The sequence below is a fragment of the Streptomyces sp. NK08204 genome (genome assembly GCF_020400585.1).
In the GTDB taxonomy this organism is placed as follows: Bacteria; Actinomycetota; Actinomycetes; order Streptomycetales; family Streptomycetaceae; genus Streptomyces.
Window position 1 is genome coordinate 130,726 of the sequence record NZ_JAINVF010000004.1, and the last position, 17,167, is coordinate 147,892.

The 17,167-nt window shown below is 70.1% G+C and carries 18 protein-coding genes; 11 read left to right on the forward strand and 7 right to left on the reverse strand.

Going from position 1 to position 17,167, the window contains the following annotated elements:
* The first annotated feature begins 283 nt into the window (after positions 1-283).
* The 7 genes from K7G59_RS08395 to K7G59_RS08420 all read left to right on the forward strand — a co-directional run bounded on the left by K7G59_RS08395 (position 284) and on the right by K7G59_RS08420 (position 6,772).
* The gene (locus K7G59_RS08395; protein ID WP_225831751.1) at positions 284-1,720 is read left to right on the forward strand and encodes an amino acid permease; all 1,437 of its coding nucleotides are present in this window, start codon (positions 284-286) and stop codon (positions 1,718-1,720) included.
* A 133-nt stretch (positions 1,721-1,853) separates the two neighbouring features.
* Positions 1,854-2,276 carry a Mov34/MPN/PAD-1 family protein gene (locus tag K7G59_RS08400; protein ID WP_225831752.1) on the forward strand — a complete coding sequence of 141 codons (423 nt, stop codon included), beginning with the start codon at positions 1,854-1,856 and terminating at the stop codon, positions 2,274-2,276.
* A gap of 79 nt (positions 2,277-2,355) precedes the next feature.
* Entirely contained in the window at positions 2,356-2,451 is a 96-nt protein-coding gene (locus K7G59_RS35280; protein WP_020940333.1) for a putative leader peptide, read from the forward strand.
* 90 nt (positions 2,452-2,541) lie between these two features.
* Positions 2,542-2,820: a MoaD/ThiS family protein gene (locus K7G59_RS08405; RefSeq protein WP_225831754.1), complete on the forward strand. Its 279-nt coding sequence runs from the start codon at positions 2,542-2,544 to the stop codon at positions 2,818-2,820.
* A 16-nt stretch (positions 2,821-2,836) separates the two neighbouring features.
* Positions 2,837-3,787, forward strand: coding sequence for a PLP-dependent cysteine synthase family protein (locus K7G59_RS08410; RefSeq protein WP_225831756.1), 951 nt, complete (start codon positions 2,837-2,839; stop codon positions 3,785-3,787).
* Positions 3,788-4,049: 262 nt separating this feature from the next.
* Positions 4,050-6,128 carry a putative Ig domain-containing protein gene (locus tag K7G59_RS08415; protein WP_225831758.1) on the forward strand — a complete coding sequence of 693 codons (2,079 nt, stop codon included), beginning with the start codon at positions 4,050-4,052 and terminating at the stop codon, positions 6,126-6,128.
* 182 nt (positions 6,129-6,310) lie between these two features.
* Positions 6,311-6,772, forward strand: a complete 462-nt coding sequence (locus K7G59_RS08420; RefSeq protein ID WP_225831760.1) for a hypothetical protein — start codon at positions 6,311-6,313, stop codon at positions 6,770-6,772.
* 4 nt (positions 6,773-6,776) lie between these two features.
* On the opposite strand, the gene K7G59_RS08425 is transcribed toward K7G59_RS08420, so the two are convergent.
* Positions 6,777-7,247, reverse strand: coding sequence for a type II toxin-antitoxin system PemK/MazF family toxin (locus K7G59_RS08425; protein WP_225831763.1), 471 nt, complete (start codon positions 7,245-7,247; stop codon positions 6,777-6,779).
* 249 nt (positions 7,248-7,496) lie between these two features.
* Between K7G59_RS08425 and K7G59_RS08430 the strand changes: the two genes are divergently transcribed.
* Positions 7,497-8,249: an MBL fold metallo-hydrolase gene (locus K7G59_RS08430; protein WP_225831765.1), complete on the forward strand. Its 753-nt coding sequence runs from the start codon at positions 7,497-7,499 to the stop codon at positions 8,247-8,249.
* A 160-nt stretch (positions 8,250-8,409) separates the two neighbouring features.
* Here the strand turns inward: K7G59_RS08430 and K7G59_RS08435 are convergent, their stop codons facing one another.
* The gene (locus K7G59_RS08435; protein WP_225831768.1) at positions 8,410-9,660 is read right to left on the reverse strand and encodes a PTS transporter subunit EIIC; all 1,251 of its coding nucleotides are present in this window, start codon (positions 9,658-9,660) and stop codon (positions 8,410-8,412) included.
* Positions 9,661-9,773: 113 nt separating this feature from the next.
* A complete protein-coding gene (locus K7G59_RS08440) occupies positions 9,774-11,090 on the reverse strand; it encodes a PTS transporter subunit EIIC (protein ID WP_225831771.1) in 1,317 nt (438 codons plus the stop codon).
* A gap of 193 nt (positions 11,091-11,283) precedes the next feature.
* Here K7G59_RS08440 and K7G59_RS08445 point away from each other — a divergent pair, with 193 nt between their 5' ends.
* From K7G59_RS08445 to K7G59_RS08455, 3 genes are all read left to right on the forward strand, one after another.
* On the forward strand, positions 11,284-11,517 hold the full coding sequence (locus K7G59_RS08445) for a glucose PTS transporter subunit EIIB (RefSeq protein WP_225831773.1): 234 nt from the start codon (positions 11,284-11,286) through the stop codon (positions 11,515-11,517).
* 109 nt (positions 11,518-11,626) lie between these two features.
* Positions 11,627-12,364, forward strand: coding sequence for a ribonuclease PH (gene rph / locus K7G59_RS08450; RefSeq protein ID WP_225831775.1), 738 nt, complete (start codon positions 11,627-11,629; stop codon positions 12,362-12,364).
* A gap of 141 nt (positions 12,365-12,505) precedes the next feature.
* The gene (locus K7G59_RS08455; protein WP_225831777.1) at positions 12,506-12,907 is read left to right on the forward strand and encodes a hypothetical protein; all 402 of its coding nucleotides are present in this window, start codon (positions 12,506-12,508) and stop codon (positions 12,905-12,907) included.
* 30 nt (positions 12,908-12,937) lie between these two features.
* Here the strand turns inward: K7G59_RS08455 and K7G59_RS08460 are convergent, their stop codons facing one another.
* From K7G59_RS08460 to K7G59_RS08475, 4 genes are all read right to left on the reverse strand, one after another.
* Positions 12,938-13,675, reverse strand: coding sequence for a DUF1707 domain-containing protein (locus K7G59_RS08460; protein ID WP_225831778.1), 738 nt, complete (start codon positions 13,673-13,675; stop codon positions 12,938-12,940).
* Between the two features lie 9 nt (positions 13,676-13,684).
* Complete coding sequence (locus K7G59_RS08465) at positions 13,685-14,674, reverse strand: ATP-binding cassette domain-containing protein (protein WP_225831780.1); 990 nt, start codon at positions 14,672-14,674, stop codon at positions 13,685-13,687.
* A gap of 4 nt (positions 14,675-14,678) precedes the next feature.
* A complete protein-coding gene (locus K7G59_RS08470) occupies positions 14,679-15,443 on the reverse strand; it encodes an ABC transporter permease (RefSeq protein ID WP_225832245.1) in 765 nt (254 codons plus the stop codon).
* A gap of 73 nt (positions 15,444-15,516) precedes the next feature.
* The gene (locus K7G59_RS08475) at positions 15,517-16,317 is read right to left on the reverse strand and encodes an ABC-2 family transporter protein (protein ID WP_225831782.1); all 801 of its coding nucleotides are present in this window, start codon (positions 16,315-16,317) and stop codon (positions 15,517-15,519) included.
* Positions 16,318-17,167: the final 850 nt, after the last annotated feature.

A 17,167-nucleotide genomic window follows, 5' to 3' on the forward strand; every position in this document is an offset into this window, starting at 1 on the left:
ACCGTTGCGGCCTAGTTCGTCGCATTTGGTTGTTCTTTGTCCGGTTCTACCTGTGTGATGCGCCACATCTCACCCGGGCGATCAGCGTTGCGGCCGTGATACATCTTCACGACCGCCCGGCCGACACCACCCATGTCCGGCCGGGTGCGCCACCGAGCCGGCAACCGCCGGCCAGGCACGAGCGGGCCTGGAAACCCGCTCAGCTCCATCAGTCCGGGGGGATGAAACCCGATCCGAGGCCCTGACAGGGCCCGGTTCGGCATGGAGAAAGGCGCATCACACCATGACCTCAGCGCAGGTCGACCAGCACCGCGACGGCAGCGAGACCGTGCGGGGCGCGGCGGAGGACGGCGGCGAGGGGTATCAGCGCGGGCTCGGCTCGCGGCAGATCCAGATGATCGCCATCGGCGGTGCCATCGGCACCGGCCTGTTCCTCGGCGCGGGCAAGGGCATTTCCAAGGCGGGCCCCAGCCTGATCCTGGCGTACGCCGTCGCGGGCGTCGTCATCTTCCTCATCATGCGGGCCCTCGGCGAACTGCTGATGTACCGCCCGGTGTCCGGATCCTTCTCCGAGTACGCGCGCGAGTTCATCGGTCCCTTCGCCGGTTTCGTGACCGGCTGGACCTACTGGCTGTTCTGGGTCGTCACCGGCATCACCGAGGTCACCGCCGCCGCGGCCTACATGACGTACTGGTGGAACATCCCGCAGTGGCTCTCGGCCCTGGTCTTCACCGTCGTTCTGTACAGCGCCAACCTGATCTCGGTGAAGCTCTTCGGTGAGCTGGAGTTCTGGTTCTCGATGGTCAAGGTCACCGCGATCATCGGCATGATCCTGATCTGCGCCGGCATCCTGACGCTCGGCTTCTCCGACGCCGGCGACACCGCCTCCGTGAGCCACCTGTGGAACGACGGCGGCTTCTTCCCGCACGGCGTCGGCAACACCCTGATGACCCTGCAGATGGTCATGTTCGCCTTCCTCGCCGTCGAGCTGGTCGGTGTGACCGCGGGCGAGTCCAAGGACCCGGAGACCGTGCTGCCCAAGGCGATCAACACCGTGCCGTGGCGCATCGCCGTCTTCTACGTGGGCGCGCTGATCATGATCCTGTCGGTCGTGCCGTGGACGCAGTTCCACCCGGGCGTGAGCCCCTTCGTGGCCGCCTTCGAGAAGATGGGCCTGGCCGCGGGCGCCGGCATCGTCAACTTCGTGGTTCTCACGGCCGCGCTGTCGTCCTGCAACTCCGGCATGTACTCCACCGGCCGCATGCTGCGCGACCTCGCGCTCAACGGCCAGGGGCCGCGGCTCTTCACCCGGCTGACCGCCGGCGGCACCCCGCTCGTGGGCACGACGGTCTCCGCCGCGCTGATGATGGTGGGCGTCTGGATCAACTACCAGTGGCCGGGCAAGGCGTTCGACTACGTCGTCTCCTTCGCCACCATCTCCGGCATGTGGGCCTGGATCGTCATCCTGGTCTGCCAGATCCGCTACCGCACCCTGTCCGACCGCGGTGTACTGCCCCGTTCCGCGTTCCGCGCGCCGGGCGGCCGGTTCGCCAGCTGGTCCGCGCTCGTCTTCATCGGCATGGTGATCGTGATGATGGGCATCGACAAGGACGCCCGTATCTCGCTTTACTGTGCACCGCTGTGGGCACTGATCCTCGGCGTGTCCTACTGGGTGCTCAAGCGCCGCAACCCGGAGGCCGCCGCCTTCAGCAGGCGCTGACTTCCCCCGAGGACGTCCGGTGGCCGGGAGTACTCGTGGCACCCCCGGCCGCCGCCGCTCAGGACGTCCACCATATGGGCCGCCCTGTACCGCCCCTCGGTACAGGGCGGCCCCTCTGCTTATTCTGAACCTCATGCTGACCATCACCCAGGCCCTTTTCGACCAGATCGTGGACCACGCGCGCAAGGACCACCCCGACGAGGCGTGCGGCGTCGTCGCAGGTCCGGTGGGTGCCGGACGCCCCGAGCGGTTCATCCCGATGCTCAATGCGGCCCGCTCGCCCACGTTCTACGAGTTCGACTCGCAGGATCTGCTGAAGCTCTACCGCGATATGGACGACCGCGACGAGGAGCCGGTGGTCATCTACCACTCCCACACGGCGACCGAGGCCTACCCCTCCCGTACCGACATCTCCTACGCCAATGAGCCCGGTGCCCACTACGTCCTCGTGTCCACGGCGGACACGGACGACGCCGGTCCCTTCCAGTTCCGCTCGTTCCGGATCGTCGACGGTGAGGTCACGGAGGAGGAGGTCAAGGTCGTAGAGGCCTACTGATCCCACCATCCGGTCAGAATCCATCCGGTATGCGAGATCACACTCGGGGACCCGGTCCGGGAATCGATACGATGAGTCCATGGTTCTGAACGACGTGAGCGAGAAGACGCCGGGCATCCTGCTCGTGGCGCGGCTGCACGTCGACCTGTGCAGGCTGAACAGCGCCATCTGTTGACGTTCCCCGCCCCGCCGCACGGCTGTAGGCCGCGGGGCGCCGCTGCGCGCACACCCAACGACGAACCTTTCCCGACAGGAGCCCGCAACCATGGCCATCGAGGTCCGCATCCCCACCATCCTCCGCCAGTACACCGACGGCCAGAAGGCGGTGGAGGGCAACGGCGAGACCCTCGCCGCGCTGTTCGCCGACCTCGAGACCCGCCACGCGGGCATCGAGGCCCGCATCGTGGACAACGGCCAGCTGCGCCGCTTCGTCAACGTGTACCTGAACGACGAGGACGTCCGCTTCGTCAACGGCATCGACACCAAGCTGTCCGACGGCGACACCGTGACGATCCTGCCGGCCGTGGCCGGCGGCATGGCCTGATCGGCTGCCGACCCCGATGCGCTACGACTCCCCGCTGGCCGCGGTGGGCAACACCCCTCTGGTGCGCCTGCCGCGGCTGTCGCCGTCCGCCGACGTCCGGATCTGGGCCAAGCTGGAGGACCGCAACCCGACCGGCTCGGTCAAGGACCGTCCCGCCCTGCACATGATCGAGCAGGCGGAGAAGGACGGCCGGCTGACCCCGGGCTGCACGATCCTGGAGCCCACCTCCGGCAACACCGGCATCTCACTCGCGATGGCCGCCAAGCTCAAGGGCTACCGCATGGTGTGCGTGATGCCCGAGAACACCTCGCAGGAACGCCGTGACCTGCTCGGCATGTGGGGTGCCGAGATCATCTCCTCCCCGGCCGCGGGCGGCTCCAACACCGCGGTGCGGGTCGCCAAGGAGCTGGCCGCGGAGCATCCCGACTGGGTGATGCTCTATCAGTACGGCAACCCGGACAACGCGGGCGCCCACTACGCGACCACCGGCCCGGAGATCCTCGCCGACCTCCCCTCCATCACCCACTTCGTCGCGGGTCTGGGCACCACGGGCACCCTGATGGGCGTCGGCCGCTACCTGCGCGAGCACAAGCCGGACGTGCAGATCGTCGCCGCCGAACCGCGCTACGACGACCTGGTCTACGGCCTGCGCAACCTCGACGAGGGCTTCGTGCCGGAGCTGTACGACGCCTCCGTCCTCACCACCCGCTTCTCGGTCGGCTCGGCCGACGCGGTCACCCGCACCCGCGAACTGCTGCAGCAGGAGGGCATCTTCGCGGGCGTCTCCACCGGCGCCGCCCTGCATGCGGCGATCGGCGTGGGCAGGAAGGCGGTCAAGGCCGGCGAGAGCGCCGACATCGTCTTCGTCGTGGCCGACGGCGGCTGGAAGTACCTCTCCACCGGCGTCTACACGGCTGCCACGACGGAAGAAGCCATCGAGACCCTCCAGGGACAGCTCTGGGCATAGCCCCCGCACGGGCGCTGCCCCTCCAGGCCAACCCCCTCCTATGAGGGGGCTAAGCCCATCCTATGGAGGGGCAAAGAATTCCTCTCGGCACTGCCGGTAGCGCTGTGGCCAGGGCTACGGTCCTCACGCACCCTGTCATGTCATGGTCATCCGACAGCTGGGGTGTCATGCCCATGACTGCTCTGTCCCGCCGCCGCGACACGCGTCCTGGGTCTGCCCGCACAGCGCGAGAACCCCCACTTCCCCATGGAGGCAGTACCCCATGCGTGAGTCACGCACGAGCAAGCGGAGGGCGGGTCTGCGACGACTCCTCGCCGTCGCCGCCCCCGCGCTCGCCCTCACCGTCGCCGGACTGGCGGCGGCCCCCACGGCAGGCGCCCAGCCCACCGCGGCCCCGGCCGCGGCACCCCACATCTCCAAGGCCGCGCAGAACTCCAAGGCCCTGACCGACCCCACGCGGCAGACCTTCCACGCCACCGGCAAGGCCGGCCAGAAGGTCCCGACCGCGCACCTGTGCGCCAAGCCCGCGCCGGGTCACGCGGCCTGCTTCGCCCAGCGCCGCACCGACATCAGGCAGCGGCTCGCCTCGGCCCTCGCCGCCGCCACGCCCTCGGGCCTGTCCCCGGCCAACCTGCACAGCGCCTACAACCTGCCCAGCACGGGCGGTTCGGGCATGACGGTCGCCATCGTCGACGCGTACAACGACCCCAACGCCGAGTCGGACCTGGCGACTTACCGCGCCCAGTACGGCCTGTCCTCCTGCACCAAGGCCAACGGCTGCTTCAAGCAGGTCAGCCAGACCGGTTCGACGACCTCGCTGCCCACGAACGACACCGGTTGGGCCGGCGAGGAGGCGCTGGACTTCGACATGGTCAGCGCCGTCTGCCCGAACTGCAACATCATCCTGGTGGAGGCCAACTCCGCGAACGACACCGACCTCGGCATCGCCGAGAACGAGGCCGTCGCGCTCGGCGCCAAGTTCGTCTCCAACAGCTGGGGCGGCTCCGAGTCCTCCACCCAGACCACCGAGGACACCCAGTACTTCAAGCACCCGGGTGTCGCCATCACCGTCTCCTCCGGTGACTCCGCCTACGGCGCCGAGTACCCGGCCACCTCGCAGTACGTGACGGCCGTCGGCGGCACCGCGCTGACCACCGCCTCCAACTCCCGTGGCTGGACCGAGTCCGTCTGGCACACCAACTCCACCGAGGGCACCGGCTCCGGCTGCTCCGCCTACGACCCGAAGCCGACCTGGCAGACCGACACCGGCTGCACCAAGCGCATGGAGGCCGACGTCTCCGCGGTCGCCGACCCGGCCACCGGCGTCGCGGTCTACGACACCTACGGCGGCTCCGGCTGGGGCGTCGTCGGCGGCACCAGCGCCTCCGCCCCGATCGTCGCCGGCGTCTACGCCCTCGCGGGCACCCCGGGCTCGACCGACTACCCGGCGAAGTACCCGTACCAGCACACCGGCAACCTGTACGACGTGACCACCGGCTCCAACGGCTCCTGCACCACGTCGTACTTCTGCACCGCCAAGACCGGCTACGACGGCCCGACCGGCTGGGGCACCCCGAACGGCACCGCCGCCTTCACCTCCGGCACCACCAGCGGCAACACGGTGACCGTCACCAACCCCGGCAGCCAGTCCACGGCCGCGGGCAGCACGGCGAGCCTGCAGATCAACGCCACCGACAGCGCGGGCGCGGCCCTCACCTACAGCGCCTCCGGCCTGCCGGCCGGGCTCTCCGTCAACAGCTCCACCGGCCTGATCTCCGGCACGGCGACCACCGCGGGCACCTACCAGGTCACCGTCACCGCGACCGACTCCACCGGCGCCTCCGGCTCGACCTCCTTCACCTGGACGGTCACCTCCACCGGCGGCACCTGCACCTCCACCCAGCTGCTGGCCAACCCCGGCTTCGAGTCGGGCAACACCGGCTGGAGTGCGACCAGCGGTGTCATCACCAACGGCACCGGTGAGACGGCCCACGGCGGCTCGTACTACGCCTGGATGGACGGCTACGGCTCGTCGCACACCGACACGGTGTCGCAGTCGGTGACCATCCCGGCCGGCTGCAAGGCCACGCTCACCTTCTACCTGCACGTCGACACCGCCGAGACCACCACCACCAGCGCGTACGACAAGCTGACGGTGACCGCCGGTTCGACCACCCTGGCGACGTACTCCAACCTGAACGCCGCCTCCGGGTACACGCAGAAGACCTTCGACCTGTCCTCGCTGGCGGGCCAGACGGTCACCCTGAAGTTCAACGGCGTGGAGGACTCCTCGCTGCAGACCAGCTTCGTCGTGGACGACACCGCCCTGACGACCGGCTGACCCGTACGGCCCTGGGATCCCGCACACGCGAGCCGTGTGCGGGATCCTTCTGTTGTGCCAGTTGTTTCAATTGTGCCGTTTGTGGCAGTTGTAAGGTTCTCCGCGTGCTTCCTGTGGCGCGGGATCCGTTCGCGCCGTCGGCGCGTCACATCGGCACCAGCGGACGAAAGGCGGGCTGACCCATGCGCCGTACGACACCCCTCGCCCTCGCGGCGGCAGTACTGATCCTCACGGGTTGCGGCTCCCAGAGCGGCGGGAGCGCCGGCAGCGACGGCAAGGCGTCGCCGTCCGCGAGCATCCGCTCGCCGCACCCGAGCGCGGGCGGGTGCGTGAGCAGGGCGGAGCTGACGGCCGCCGACAACGGCCGCCAGGTCTGCCTGCGCAAGGGCGGCGAACTGCGGCTCACACTGGACGGCACCAAGGAGCGCCCCTGGAAGCCGGTCGCCGTGAGCGGCACGGCCCTGGAGGCGATCAACGCGGGCTTCGTCATCCGGCCGGGCGATGCCACGGCGGCCTACCGGGCGGTGTCTGCCGGAAAGGCCGAGCTGACCTCGTCCCGGCCGCTGTGCGCCGAGCCCACCGCTCCCGGCGCGGTGTCCTGCCTCGGCATCCGGGGGTGGAAGGTGACGGTCACCGTGCGCTGACGGCTCAGCCCGCCAGATGCCGTACCTGGTCCCACAGGACCGGGTCGACCACGCCCACCCGGCGCCGGAAGTGCCCCACCGGCACCTCGCGCAGCTCGTCGGTCTGCAGGAAGCTGGGCCGGCCCTGGGCGTCACCGACCGCGCCGGGCGGCAGCGGGATCACCCCGGCGCGCTCGTCGTGGTACCGGGTGGTGATGTTCGCGACCGTGGCCCGGTCGCCGTGCACGGCCAGCACCAGACAGGGCCGGCCCTTCGCTTCCGCCCGGTCTTCGTAGTGCACGTCGGCCCACCAGATGTCGCCCGGGTTCGGCCGCGCCCCGGGCGCCCTCGGTCCGCCGGGCCGTCCCCCCGGCCGTCCCGGCGTACGCAGCCGCCGACCGCGGGGCCGCCGCCCGCGGCCCCAGCCGTCGACGAGCGTGGCGACCAGGGCGAGCAGCACCACCGCCGCGAGCGCCAGCCACCAGGACGTGTCCATGGGCACGACGTTACCGGCGTGCGCCGCGCATCGCGCGCCCTCTTGCACGCCTTATCCACCCCCGGTCCAGCCGAACCGGTGACAGCACAGGTGAGTTCGCCCACAACGGCCCCTGGCGGAGGAGCGACCCGCCCTTTTGCGCCTTACTCTCGACGGACCGCACGACCCCCGAGCTCCCCCGCCCTCGACCCCGGTCTTCGCTCTTCCGCTCCCGCCCACCGCTTTCCCGCCAACGGAGGTTTCTGCTTCATGAAGCTCACCGTCGTCGGCTGCTCGGGGTCGTTCCCGTCCGCGGAATCGGCCTGTTCGAGCTACCTCGTCGAGGCCGACGGCTTCCGGCTGCTCCTCGACATGGGCAACGGCGCCCTCGGCGAGCTGCAGCGCCACTGCGGTCTCTACGACCTCGACGCGATCTTCCTCAGTCATCTGCACGCCGACCACTGCATCGACATGTGCGGCTACTTCGTGGCCCGCTACTACCGTCACGACGGTGGTCGCTGCGACCCGATCCCGGTCTACGGCCCCGAGGGAACCGAGCACCGGCTGACCACGGCCTACGCCGACACGCCCTCCGCCTCCTCGATGAGCGAGGTGTTCGACTTCCACACGGTCAAGCCGTCCACGTTCGAGATCGGCCCCTTCACGGTGCACACCGAGCGGGTCAACCACCCCGTGGAGGCGTACGGCATCCGCCTGGAGCACGGCGGGCGTTCGCTGGCGTACTCCGGCGACACGGGCGTCACCCCGGCGCTGGACAGGCTGGCCCGGGACGTCGACCTGTTCCTGTGCGAGGCCGCCTTCACGTACGGCAAGGAGAACATCCCGGACCTGCACCTCAACGGCCGCGAGGCGGGAGAGACGGCCGCCCGCGCGGGTGCGCGGCGCCTGGTCCTCACCCACATCCCGCCGTGGACCGACCCCCAGGTCAACCTCGCGGACGCCCGCGCGGTCTTCGACGGCCCCGTGGAACTGGCCGCGCCCCGCAAGACGTACGAGATCTAGCAGACGTACGAGACCTAGCAGACGTACGAGACCTGGAAGACGTACGAGGTCCCCGCGACGTACGGATCCGGCGGCGGTCCGGCCCGGATGTGCGAAGGCCCCGGAACCAAGCCGGTTCCGGGGCCTTCGTCGTGCCGCTGCCGTCATGGCGCGGCGGCACTCACGCCTTGGTGAGGTCCTCGACCTCCTCCTCGGGCTCGCGGCCCGGGGTCTTCAGGTCGAATCTGAGGATCGCGAACCGGAAGAGCGCGTAGTAGACGGCCGCGAAAACCAGGCCGATCGGGATGATCAGCCAGGGCTTGGTCGCGAGGTTCCAGTTCAGGACGTAGTCGATGGCGCCGGCCGAGAAGTTGAAGCCCGCGTGGACGCCGAGGGCCCAGGTGACCGCCATCGACGCGGCCGTCAGGGCCGCGTGGATCGCGTACAGCGCCGGGGCGATGAACATGAAGGAGAACTCGATCGGCTCGGTCACACCGGTGACGAACGAGGTGAGCGCGAGCGAGATCATCATGCCGAGGACGGCCTTGCGGCGCTCGGGACGGGCGCAGTGCGCGATGGCGAGGGCCGCCGCCGGCAGACCGAACATCATGATCGGGAAGAAGCCGGACATGAACATACCGGCGCTCGGGTCACCGTGCAGGAAGCGGTTGTAGTCACCGTTGAAGACCTGGCCGGCGGCGTCCTTGTAGGTGCCGAGCTGGAACCACGCCACGGTGTTCACGAACTGGTGCATGCCGATCGGGATGAGGCCGCGGTTGACCAGACCGAACAGGGCCGAGCCGCCGGCGCCGAGCCCCGTCATCCACTTGCCGAAGTGCGTGATGGAGTCTCCGACCGGCTCCCAGACGAGGGTGAAGAAGACGCCGACGAGCGTGCCGACGAAGGCCATCAGGATCGGCACCAGTCGGCGGCCGTTGAAGAAGCCGAGCCAGTCCACCAGCCTGGTGCGGTGGTAGCGCTGCCACATCACGGCGGACAGCAGGCCCATGATGATGCCGCCCAGGACCCCGGGGTCGTTGTAGGTGGCCGCGACGATCTGCCCGTGGTCGATGTGCTCCCCGGTCAGCGGGAACGCCTGCAGCACCTTGCTGTAGACGAGGAAGCCGACCAGCGCGGCGAGCGCGGTGGAGCCGTCCGCCTTCTTGGCGAAGCCGATGGCCACCCCTATGCAGAACAGGATGGGCAGATTGCCGGTGATGGCGCCGCCGGCCGCGTTGAACACGGTCGCGACCTTGTCCCAGCCGAGGCCGTCCTTGCCGAAGATGTCGTCGTGGCCGAGCCGGACCATGATGCCCGCCGCCGGCAGTACGGCGATCGGGAGCTGCAGGCTGCGGCCGACCTTCTGCAGGCCCTGGAACAGGCCGGAGCCCCGCTTCTTCGCGGGGGCCGCCGTTGCGGTGGCGGTGGTCATACGTCCTCCGTCGGGTGGTGGTCTACACCACTCAGTGGTGTAGACCTGTTGTAGCAGATGAAGGGCTGACAAGGAACAACGAACTCCGCTACGACGGCGCTACGCTCCGTGCCTCACAGCCTGGTGACGTCCTCGACCTCGTCCTGGGGCTCCCGCCCCGGCGTCTTCAGGTCGAACTGGGTGATCGCGAAACGGAAGACGGCGTAGTAGACGGCCGCGAAGCACAGGCCGATCGGGACGATCGCCCACGGTCTCGTCGCCAGGTTCCAGTTGATGACGTAGTCGATGAGACCGGCCGAGAAGCTGAAGCCGTCATGCACCCCGAGCGCCCAGGTCACCGCCATCGACATTCCGGTCAGCAGCGCGTGCACGGCGTACAGCGCCGGCGCGATGAACAGGAACGAGTACTCGACCGGCTCGGTGATGCCCGTGACGAACGAGGTCAGCGCCACCGAGAGCATCATTCCGCCGACCTCCTTGCGGCGGCTCGGCCGGGCGCAGTGCGCCATCGCCAGTGCCGCCGCCGGCAGGGCGAACATCATGATCGGGAAGAAGCCCGAGGTGAACTGGCCGGCGTTCGGGTCGCCCTGCAGGAACATGTTGATGTCGCCGTGCACCACCGTGCCGTCCGGCTTGGTGTAGCTGCCGAACTGGAACCAGACCGGCACGTTCAGGAACTGGTGCAGGCCGACGACCAGCAGGGCCCGGTTGGCGACGCCGAAGATGCCCGAGCCCCAGGCGCCCGCGTCCCGCAGCCATGCGCCGAAGCCCTCCAGGCCGTCGCCGATCGGCGGCCAGATCCACAGGCACAGCGCGGCGAACACGATGGCGACGAACGCCATGACGACCGGCACCAGGCGGCGCCCGTTGAAGAAGCCGAGCCAGTCGACCAGCCTGGTGCGGTGGAAGCGCGCCCAGAAGAAGGCCGCGAGCAGCCCCATGACGATCCCGCCGAACACCCCCGGGTTCTGGAAGGTGAACGGTGTCACCGCGCCCGCGCCCGCGCCCGCGCCGCTGCTGACCTGGCAGCCGACGCCGGTCACCGCCTTCGAGCCGCCGGGACAGGCCACGGGGAACTGGTGCAGCACGTTGTAGTAGACGAGGAAGCCCGCCACCGCCGCGAGTGCCGTCGAACCGTCCGCCTTCTTCACCATGCCGATCGCGACGCCCACGCAGAACAGCAGCGGAAGGCCGAGCGAGCCGTCGAGCAGGGCGCCGCCCGCGCCGCCCATCACCTTCGAGACATCGGTCCAGCCCAGCCCCTTGGCGCCGAACACGTCCGGCTGGCCCAGCCGGTTGAGGATGCCCGCCGCCGGCAGTACCGCGATCGGCAGCTGAAGACTGCGGCCCATCTTCTGCATGCCCTGGAACAGCCGGTGCCGTCGCTCCGGTGCCGGACCGGCCGTGCTCTCGGCACTGCTGGCGCTCATCGGCGTCCTCCGCACCGCTCGACTCGGACGCGGTTTGGCGACCGTCCCCCGGGTGGTGTAGACCAGTCGCGGACGGTTCCGCTGTCGTGATCGCCATCATTCGGCACGTACGGCATGACCGCTCGCGAAGATGGGCCAACTGTGGGTTACTGCGACCAAGCGGTACGGACCAGGGAATTCAGGGAGACGGAACATGGCCAGCAAGGCTGAGAAGATCGTCGCCGGGCTCGGCGGCATCGACAACATCGAGGAGATCGAGGGCTGCATCACCCGGCTGCGCACCGAGGTGTCCGACCCCTCGCTGGTCGACGACAACGCCCTGAAGGCCGCCGGCGCCCACGGCGTCGTCAAGATGGGTACCGCCGTGCAGGTCGTCATCGGCACCGACGCCGACCCGATCGCCGCGGAGATCGAAGACATGATGTGAGCCCACGAGACCCGCACCGCTCCGGGACCCAGCCGACGTGATGCACCTGTAAGGGGCTCTTCCCGCCGGGGGAGGAGCCCCTCGCCTCACTCCGGATAGGCTCGACGCCATGTCTCGCATCGACGGCCGTACCCCCGAACAACTGCGCAAGATCACCATCGAGCGCGGATGGAGCAAGCACGCCGAGGGCTCCGTCCTCGTCTCCTTCGGCGACACCAAGGTCTTCTGCACCGCCTCCGTCACCGAAGGAGTCCCGCGCTGGCGCAAGGGCACCGGCGAGGGCTGGGTCACCGCGGAGTACGCCATGCTGCCCCGCGCCACCAACACCCGCGGTGACCGCGAGTCGGTCAAGGGCAAGATCGGCGGCCGTACCCACGAGATCTCCCGGCTCATCGGCCGCTCCCTGCGCGCCGTCATCGACTACAAGGCGCTCGGCGAGAACACCATCGTCCTCGACTGCGACGTCCTCCAGGCGGACGGCGGCACGCGCACGGCGGCGATCACCGGCGCCTACGTGGCCCTGGCCGACGCCGTCACCTGGGCCCGCGGCAAGAAGCTGATCAAGGCCGGCCGTCAGCCGCTCACCGGCACCGTCTCCGCCGTCTCCGTCGGCATCGTCGGCGGCATCCCGCTCCTCGACCTCTGCTACGAGGAGGACGTGCGCGCCGAGACCGACATGAACGTCGTCTGCACCGGCGACGGCCGCTTCGTCGAGGTCCAGGGCACCGCCGAGGCCGAGCCCTTCGCCCGCGAGGAACTGAACGCCCTGCTCGACCTCGCCGTCGCCGGCTGCGCCGAGCTGACCGAGCACCAGAAGGCCGCGCTGGCCGCCACAATCGAAGACTGACGCGGAAAGTAAAGGGCGCGCCAAAGCCGCGGGTACGGAAGGGCAACCCCCGCACCCGCCCAGGCGTCCCTATGGTTACGGGCGCACGGCACCGCCGTGCGCCCGCCAGTCATGTCAGTCCTTATCAGGGGGAACACCACCATGGGCGCCAGCCGACGCCGAGGCCGTGCCATCGCCATCGCCGCCGTCATCGCGGCCGTCGGGCTCACCGCGGGCCTCACCACCGGCTGCGACGCCGTGAACAAGGCCCTGGACTGCGTGCAGGCCGCGGACTCCATAGCCGACAGCGTCACCGCGCTCCAGCAGGCCGTGGAGAACGCCGCGAACGACCCGAGCCAGGCCGACACCGCCCTCGACGCCATCGACAAGAACCTGACGAAGATCGGCGACAAGACCGACGACGCCGACGTCAACAAGGCCGTCGACGACCTGAACAAGGCCGTGGAGAACGTCCGCACGGCCATCAGGAACGGCGACCGCACGCCCGATGTCAGCCCTGTCACCGATGCGGCGGGCGAACTGACCAAGGTCTGCACACCGTAAGCGGGCGGGGTCCGGGGAGCGCGCGCTCGCTCAGTCCGTGTCGTACCCGCGCCGCTCCCGGTGCTCCCGGGGCAGCTCCTTGCGCGGCTCGCCGTGCTCCAGGCCCTCCTGACGCCGCTGTTCCTTCAGCCGCTGCCGCTCGGCCCGGGTGACCCTGCGTTCCACGCCGACCCCGCCCCAGAACGCGAAACCGCCGATCACCACGCGCGGGGCACCCGGCTCGGGCGGACCGTCGCCCCTCGGGTGCTCGAAGGCGCCCATCACCCCGACGCCGCGTACGACGACGTCCACGCCGGGCGGCACGATCACCTGCACCCCGCCCATGATCGTCACACAGTTGATCTCGACCTCGCGGTCCGCGAAGTCCGCCTCCCTGAGATCGATCTCGCCGCCGCCCCAGAACGCGAAACAGCTGAACCGCCTGGGCACGGTCCAGCGCCCCCTGCGCCGGAACCCCGACATGACGGCGACCGCGCCGGTGGACGACCCCTCACCGCCGACGATCCGGTCGGCCCAACCCCCGCTCGCCACCGCCGCCTTGCCGAACGAGACGGGCGGCGGCACCACCGCCCCGCCCGCCGGCAGATCCCGGGTCAGCGGCGCCAGGTCGGCATACGTACGGGCCGTGTACGCCGCCTCCAGCCGCTCCTCGAACTCCTCCATGTCCAGACGCCCTTCGGCAAGGGCGTCCCGCAGGATCTCGGCAACCCGCTCGCGGTCGGCGTCGGACGCCCGGAGGTCCGGAAGGCCGGGGACGTTGTCGGTCATGACCGCAGCCTACGAGACGGCCCTGTGCGCGTACATCTTGGCGATCACCGCCTCGATGTCCGGCTCCCGCACCGACAGGTCCGCCAGCGGATACTCGGCCGCGATGTGCGCCACCAGCGGCGCCGCCGACTGCCCCGCCGGGAACGCCAGCCACTGCCGTGGCCCCTCCACGCGCACCACCCGGCCCGCCGGCACCTCGATCGGCGGCAACTCCCGCTCCAGGTCCACCACCAGCGTCCGCTCGCCGTCCCCGGCCTCGTGCAGCCCCGCCAGCGGGCCGTCGTACATCAGCCGCCCGTGGTCGATCACCATCACCCGCGAGCACAACTGCTCGATGTCCTGCAGGTCGTGCGTGGTCAGCAGCACGGTCGTCCCGCGCTCGGCGTTCAACTCCTTCAGAAAACCCCGTACCTTCGCCTTCGAGACCACATCCAGGCCGATCGTCGGCTCGTCCAGGTACAGCACCTCCGGGTCGTGCAGCAGCGCCGCCGCGATGTCCCCGCGCATCCGCTGTCCCAGCGACAGCTGCCGCACCGGCACGTCCAGCAGACCGGCCAGCTCCAGCAGTTCGACACAGCGGTCCAGGTTCTCCCGGTAACGCGCCTGCGGAATGCGGTACATGCGGTGCGCCAGCCGGTACGAGTCGATCAGCGGCAGGTCCCACCACAGCGTGGTCCGCTGCCCGAACACCACACCGATCCGGTGCGCCAGCCGCCTGCGCTCCCGCGCCGGATCGATCCCCGCCACCCGCACCCGGCCCCCGCTCGGTGTCAGGATGCCGGTCAGCATCTTGATCGTGGTCGACTTCCCGGCGCCGTTCGGCCCGATGTACCCGACCATCTCCCCGCGCGTCACACCGAAGGAGATCGAGTCCACCGCCCGCACCTGCCGCCGCTCCCGCTTGAGGAACCCGGTCCTCTTGCGCACCTCGAAGACCTTCTCGACCTCCTCCAGCGAGATGAAGGCACTCTCCCGTGCACTGACGTCCCTGTCCGGCACCGCGCTAGCTCCCTGTGCTCCGATACGAACGAAGTCCTGCCCGCCACGCCAGCCCCGCCAGTGCACAGCAGCCCACCGCCACCAGCGGCGGTGTCCACGCCACCCACTCGGGCAGGCCCAGCGGAAGAGGCCGCCCCAGCACGAACGCCGAGGGCAGCCAGTTGACGAAGGCCAGCGGCACCACGAAGGTCACCCCCCGCACCAGCTCCCGCCCGAACAACGTCGGCGGGTACTGCAACAGCGTGGTACCCCCGTAGGTGAACGCGTTCTGCACCTCCGAGGCGTCCTGCGCCACGAACTGGAACGCCGCCCCCGCCACGAACACCGCGCAGAAGATCCCGCAGCCGCTCACCACCATCACCGGCAACAGCAGCAGCTTCGCCGCCGTCCAGTCGATGTCCACCCCGGTCAGCGACCAGCCCAGCACCAGCGACCCCTGGGTCAGCCGGCCCACCCTGCGCAGCGCGAACCGGTCGGCCGCCATCTGCGCCAGCACCGGAGCCGGACGCACCAGCAGCGTGTCCAGCGTGCCGTCCCGCACCCGCCGCCCCAGCCGGTCCATCGAGCCGATCGCCAGATCGGCCAGCCCGAAGGACATCGCCGACAGCGCGTACAGAAACGCGACCTCGGGCAGCGCGTAGCCACCCAGCGTGTCCACCCGCGAGAACATCAGCATGATCGCGACGAAGTCCAAGGAGGTCGCCAAGAAGTTCCCGAGCGCCGTCATCGCGAAGGACACGCGGTAGGCCATCGCCGAGCGGATCCACATCCCGGCGATCAGCCCGTACGCCCGCACCCCCTCCCGCAGCCGGCCGCCGCCGGTGCCGCGGTCCCGCAGTGCCTCAGCCACCCTGGACCACCACCCGCCGCGTCGCCACCGACTGCACCAGCCGCCCCGCACCCAGCAACGCCACGGCCCACGCACCCTGGAACGCGTACGTCCCCAGCGGATCCGCCTGCCCCAGCAGGACGTCCGCCGGCGCCTGCAGCAGCGACGACCACGGCAGTGCCCGTACGACCTCCCCGAGGACGCCCGGGAACACGTTGAGCGGCAGCAGCATCCCCGAGCAGAAGAAGCCCGCGAGCCACGCCGCCTGCGTCACCCCCGTGCCGTCCAGCAGCCAGAACGCGCTCAGCGCCACCAGGAAGCGGATCCCGAAGCCGACCAGCATCGCCAGCAGCACCGCGACGAAGAACGCCGCCCACCTGCCGGCGTCGGCCGGCAGATACGCCGGGAAGCACAGCGCGCCGATGACGAACGGCACCACGCCCCGCCCCAGCAACTGGAAGAAGGCCCGCCCCAGGTCGGCGGCGAGCCACCACAGTTGAAGATCGGCCGGCCGGTACAGGTCGATCGCCACGTCCCCCGTACGGATGCGTTCCATCAACTCGTCCTCGACGCCCCCGCCGCCGATCGCCAGTGTCGACAAGAACGCCTGCCCCAGCCACACGTACGTCACGGCCTGCGCCTGGTCGTACCCGCCCAGATGCGGTCGCTCGTCCCACAGCGCCTTGTACGTGTACACGAGGATCAGGCCGAAGACGGTGTTCGTGAACACCCCTGCCGCAGTGGCGGCTCGATACGTCGCGTACCGTCTGAATCCCCCCGTCGCAACGGCCGCGTACAACCGTCCCGCGCCCACGCCAGTCGACCTCCTCGGGACCGCTCGACACCGAAGCGCAGGAGCCTAGTCCGAGGCCCGGCGACCGGCCACGCATTTCCGCCGGAAGCCTGCCGGAATCCGGGAACGGAATGCCAGGTGCGAGAGTCTTCAAACTGGGGGCAGAAGGCGTACGAGCGTACGGGAACGTACGACGAAATCAGGAGTCCGTGCACGACATGAGCGACGAGCCGCAGCCGCAGCAGCCGAACGAGGGCGTGGCGCAGAGAGGGCCGCTGCCGGCTGAGGGGCCCGAAAACCCCGAAGGTCACGGGAAACCGGCCGCCGAGAGGAACGAGGGGAACCAGGGCATACAGGGGAACCGGGCCGAGCGGCGGACGGGCGAGCCCGGAGGTACCGAGGGGCTGAGGCGTGCCGAGGGAGCCTCGGATGCGCCCACGTCCGTCCCGGGACCGCGGGAGGGCATGCCCGCACGGGACGGCGGGGCCGCCCGCAGGGGCCCGGCGCCCCAGGACCAGACCCTCTCCGTGGCCCGAGCGCGCCGCGCCGCCCAGGCACGCGCCCGAAGCGGACAGCCCGGCGCAGCCGCCGCTGCGTCTGAGGGTGGCTCTGCTGCCGGTGGGTCGCCTGCTTCGGGGGCGACGGGGGCGGGCGGTGGATCCACCGCCTCCCGGGCGGCTGCGGCTGCGGGTGGTCCTCCTGCCTCCCAGGGATCTTCGCCCGACGGCCGGCCGGCCGCTTCGCGGCAGTCTCCGCCTCCCGGTGGGGCCGCTGCTTCGCGGGAGCCCTCGGCTGCTGGTGCGTCCGGTGCTCCTCGTGAGACCGGGGCCGTAGGCGGGGCCGCTCCTTCTCCGGGCACCCCGGCGGCCGG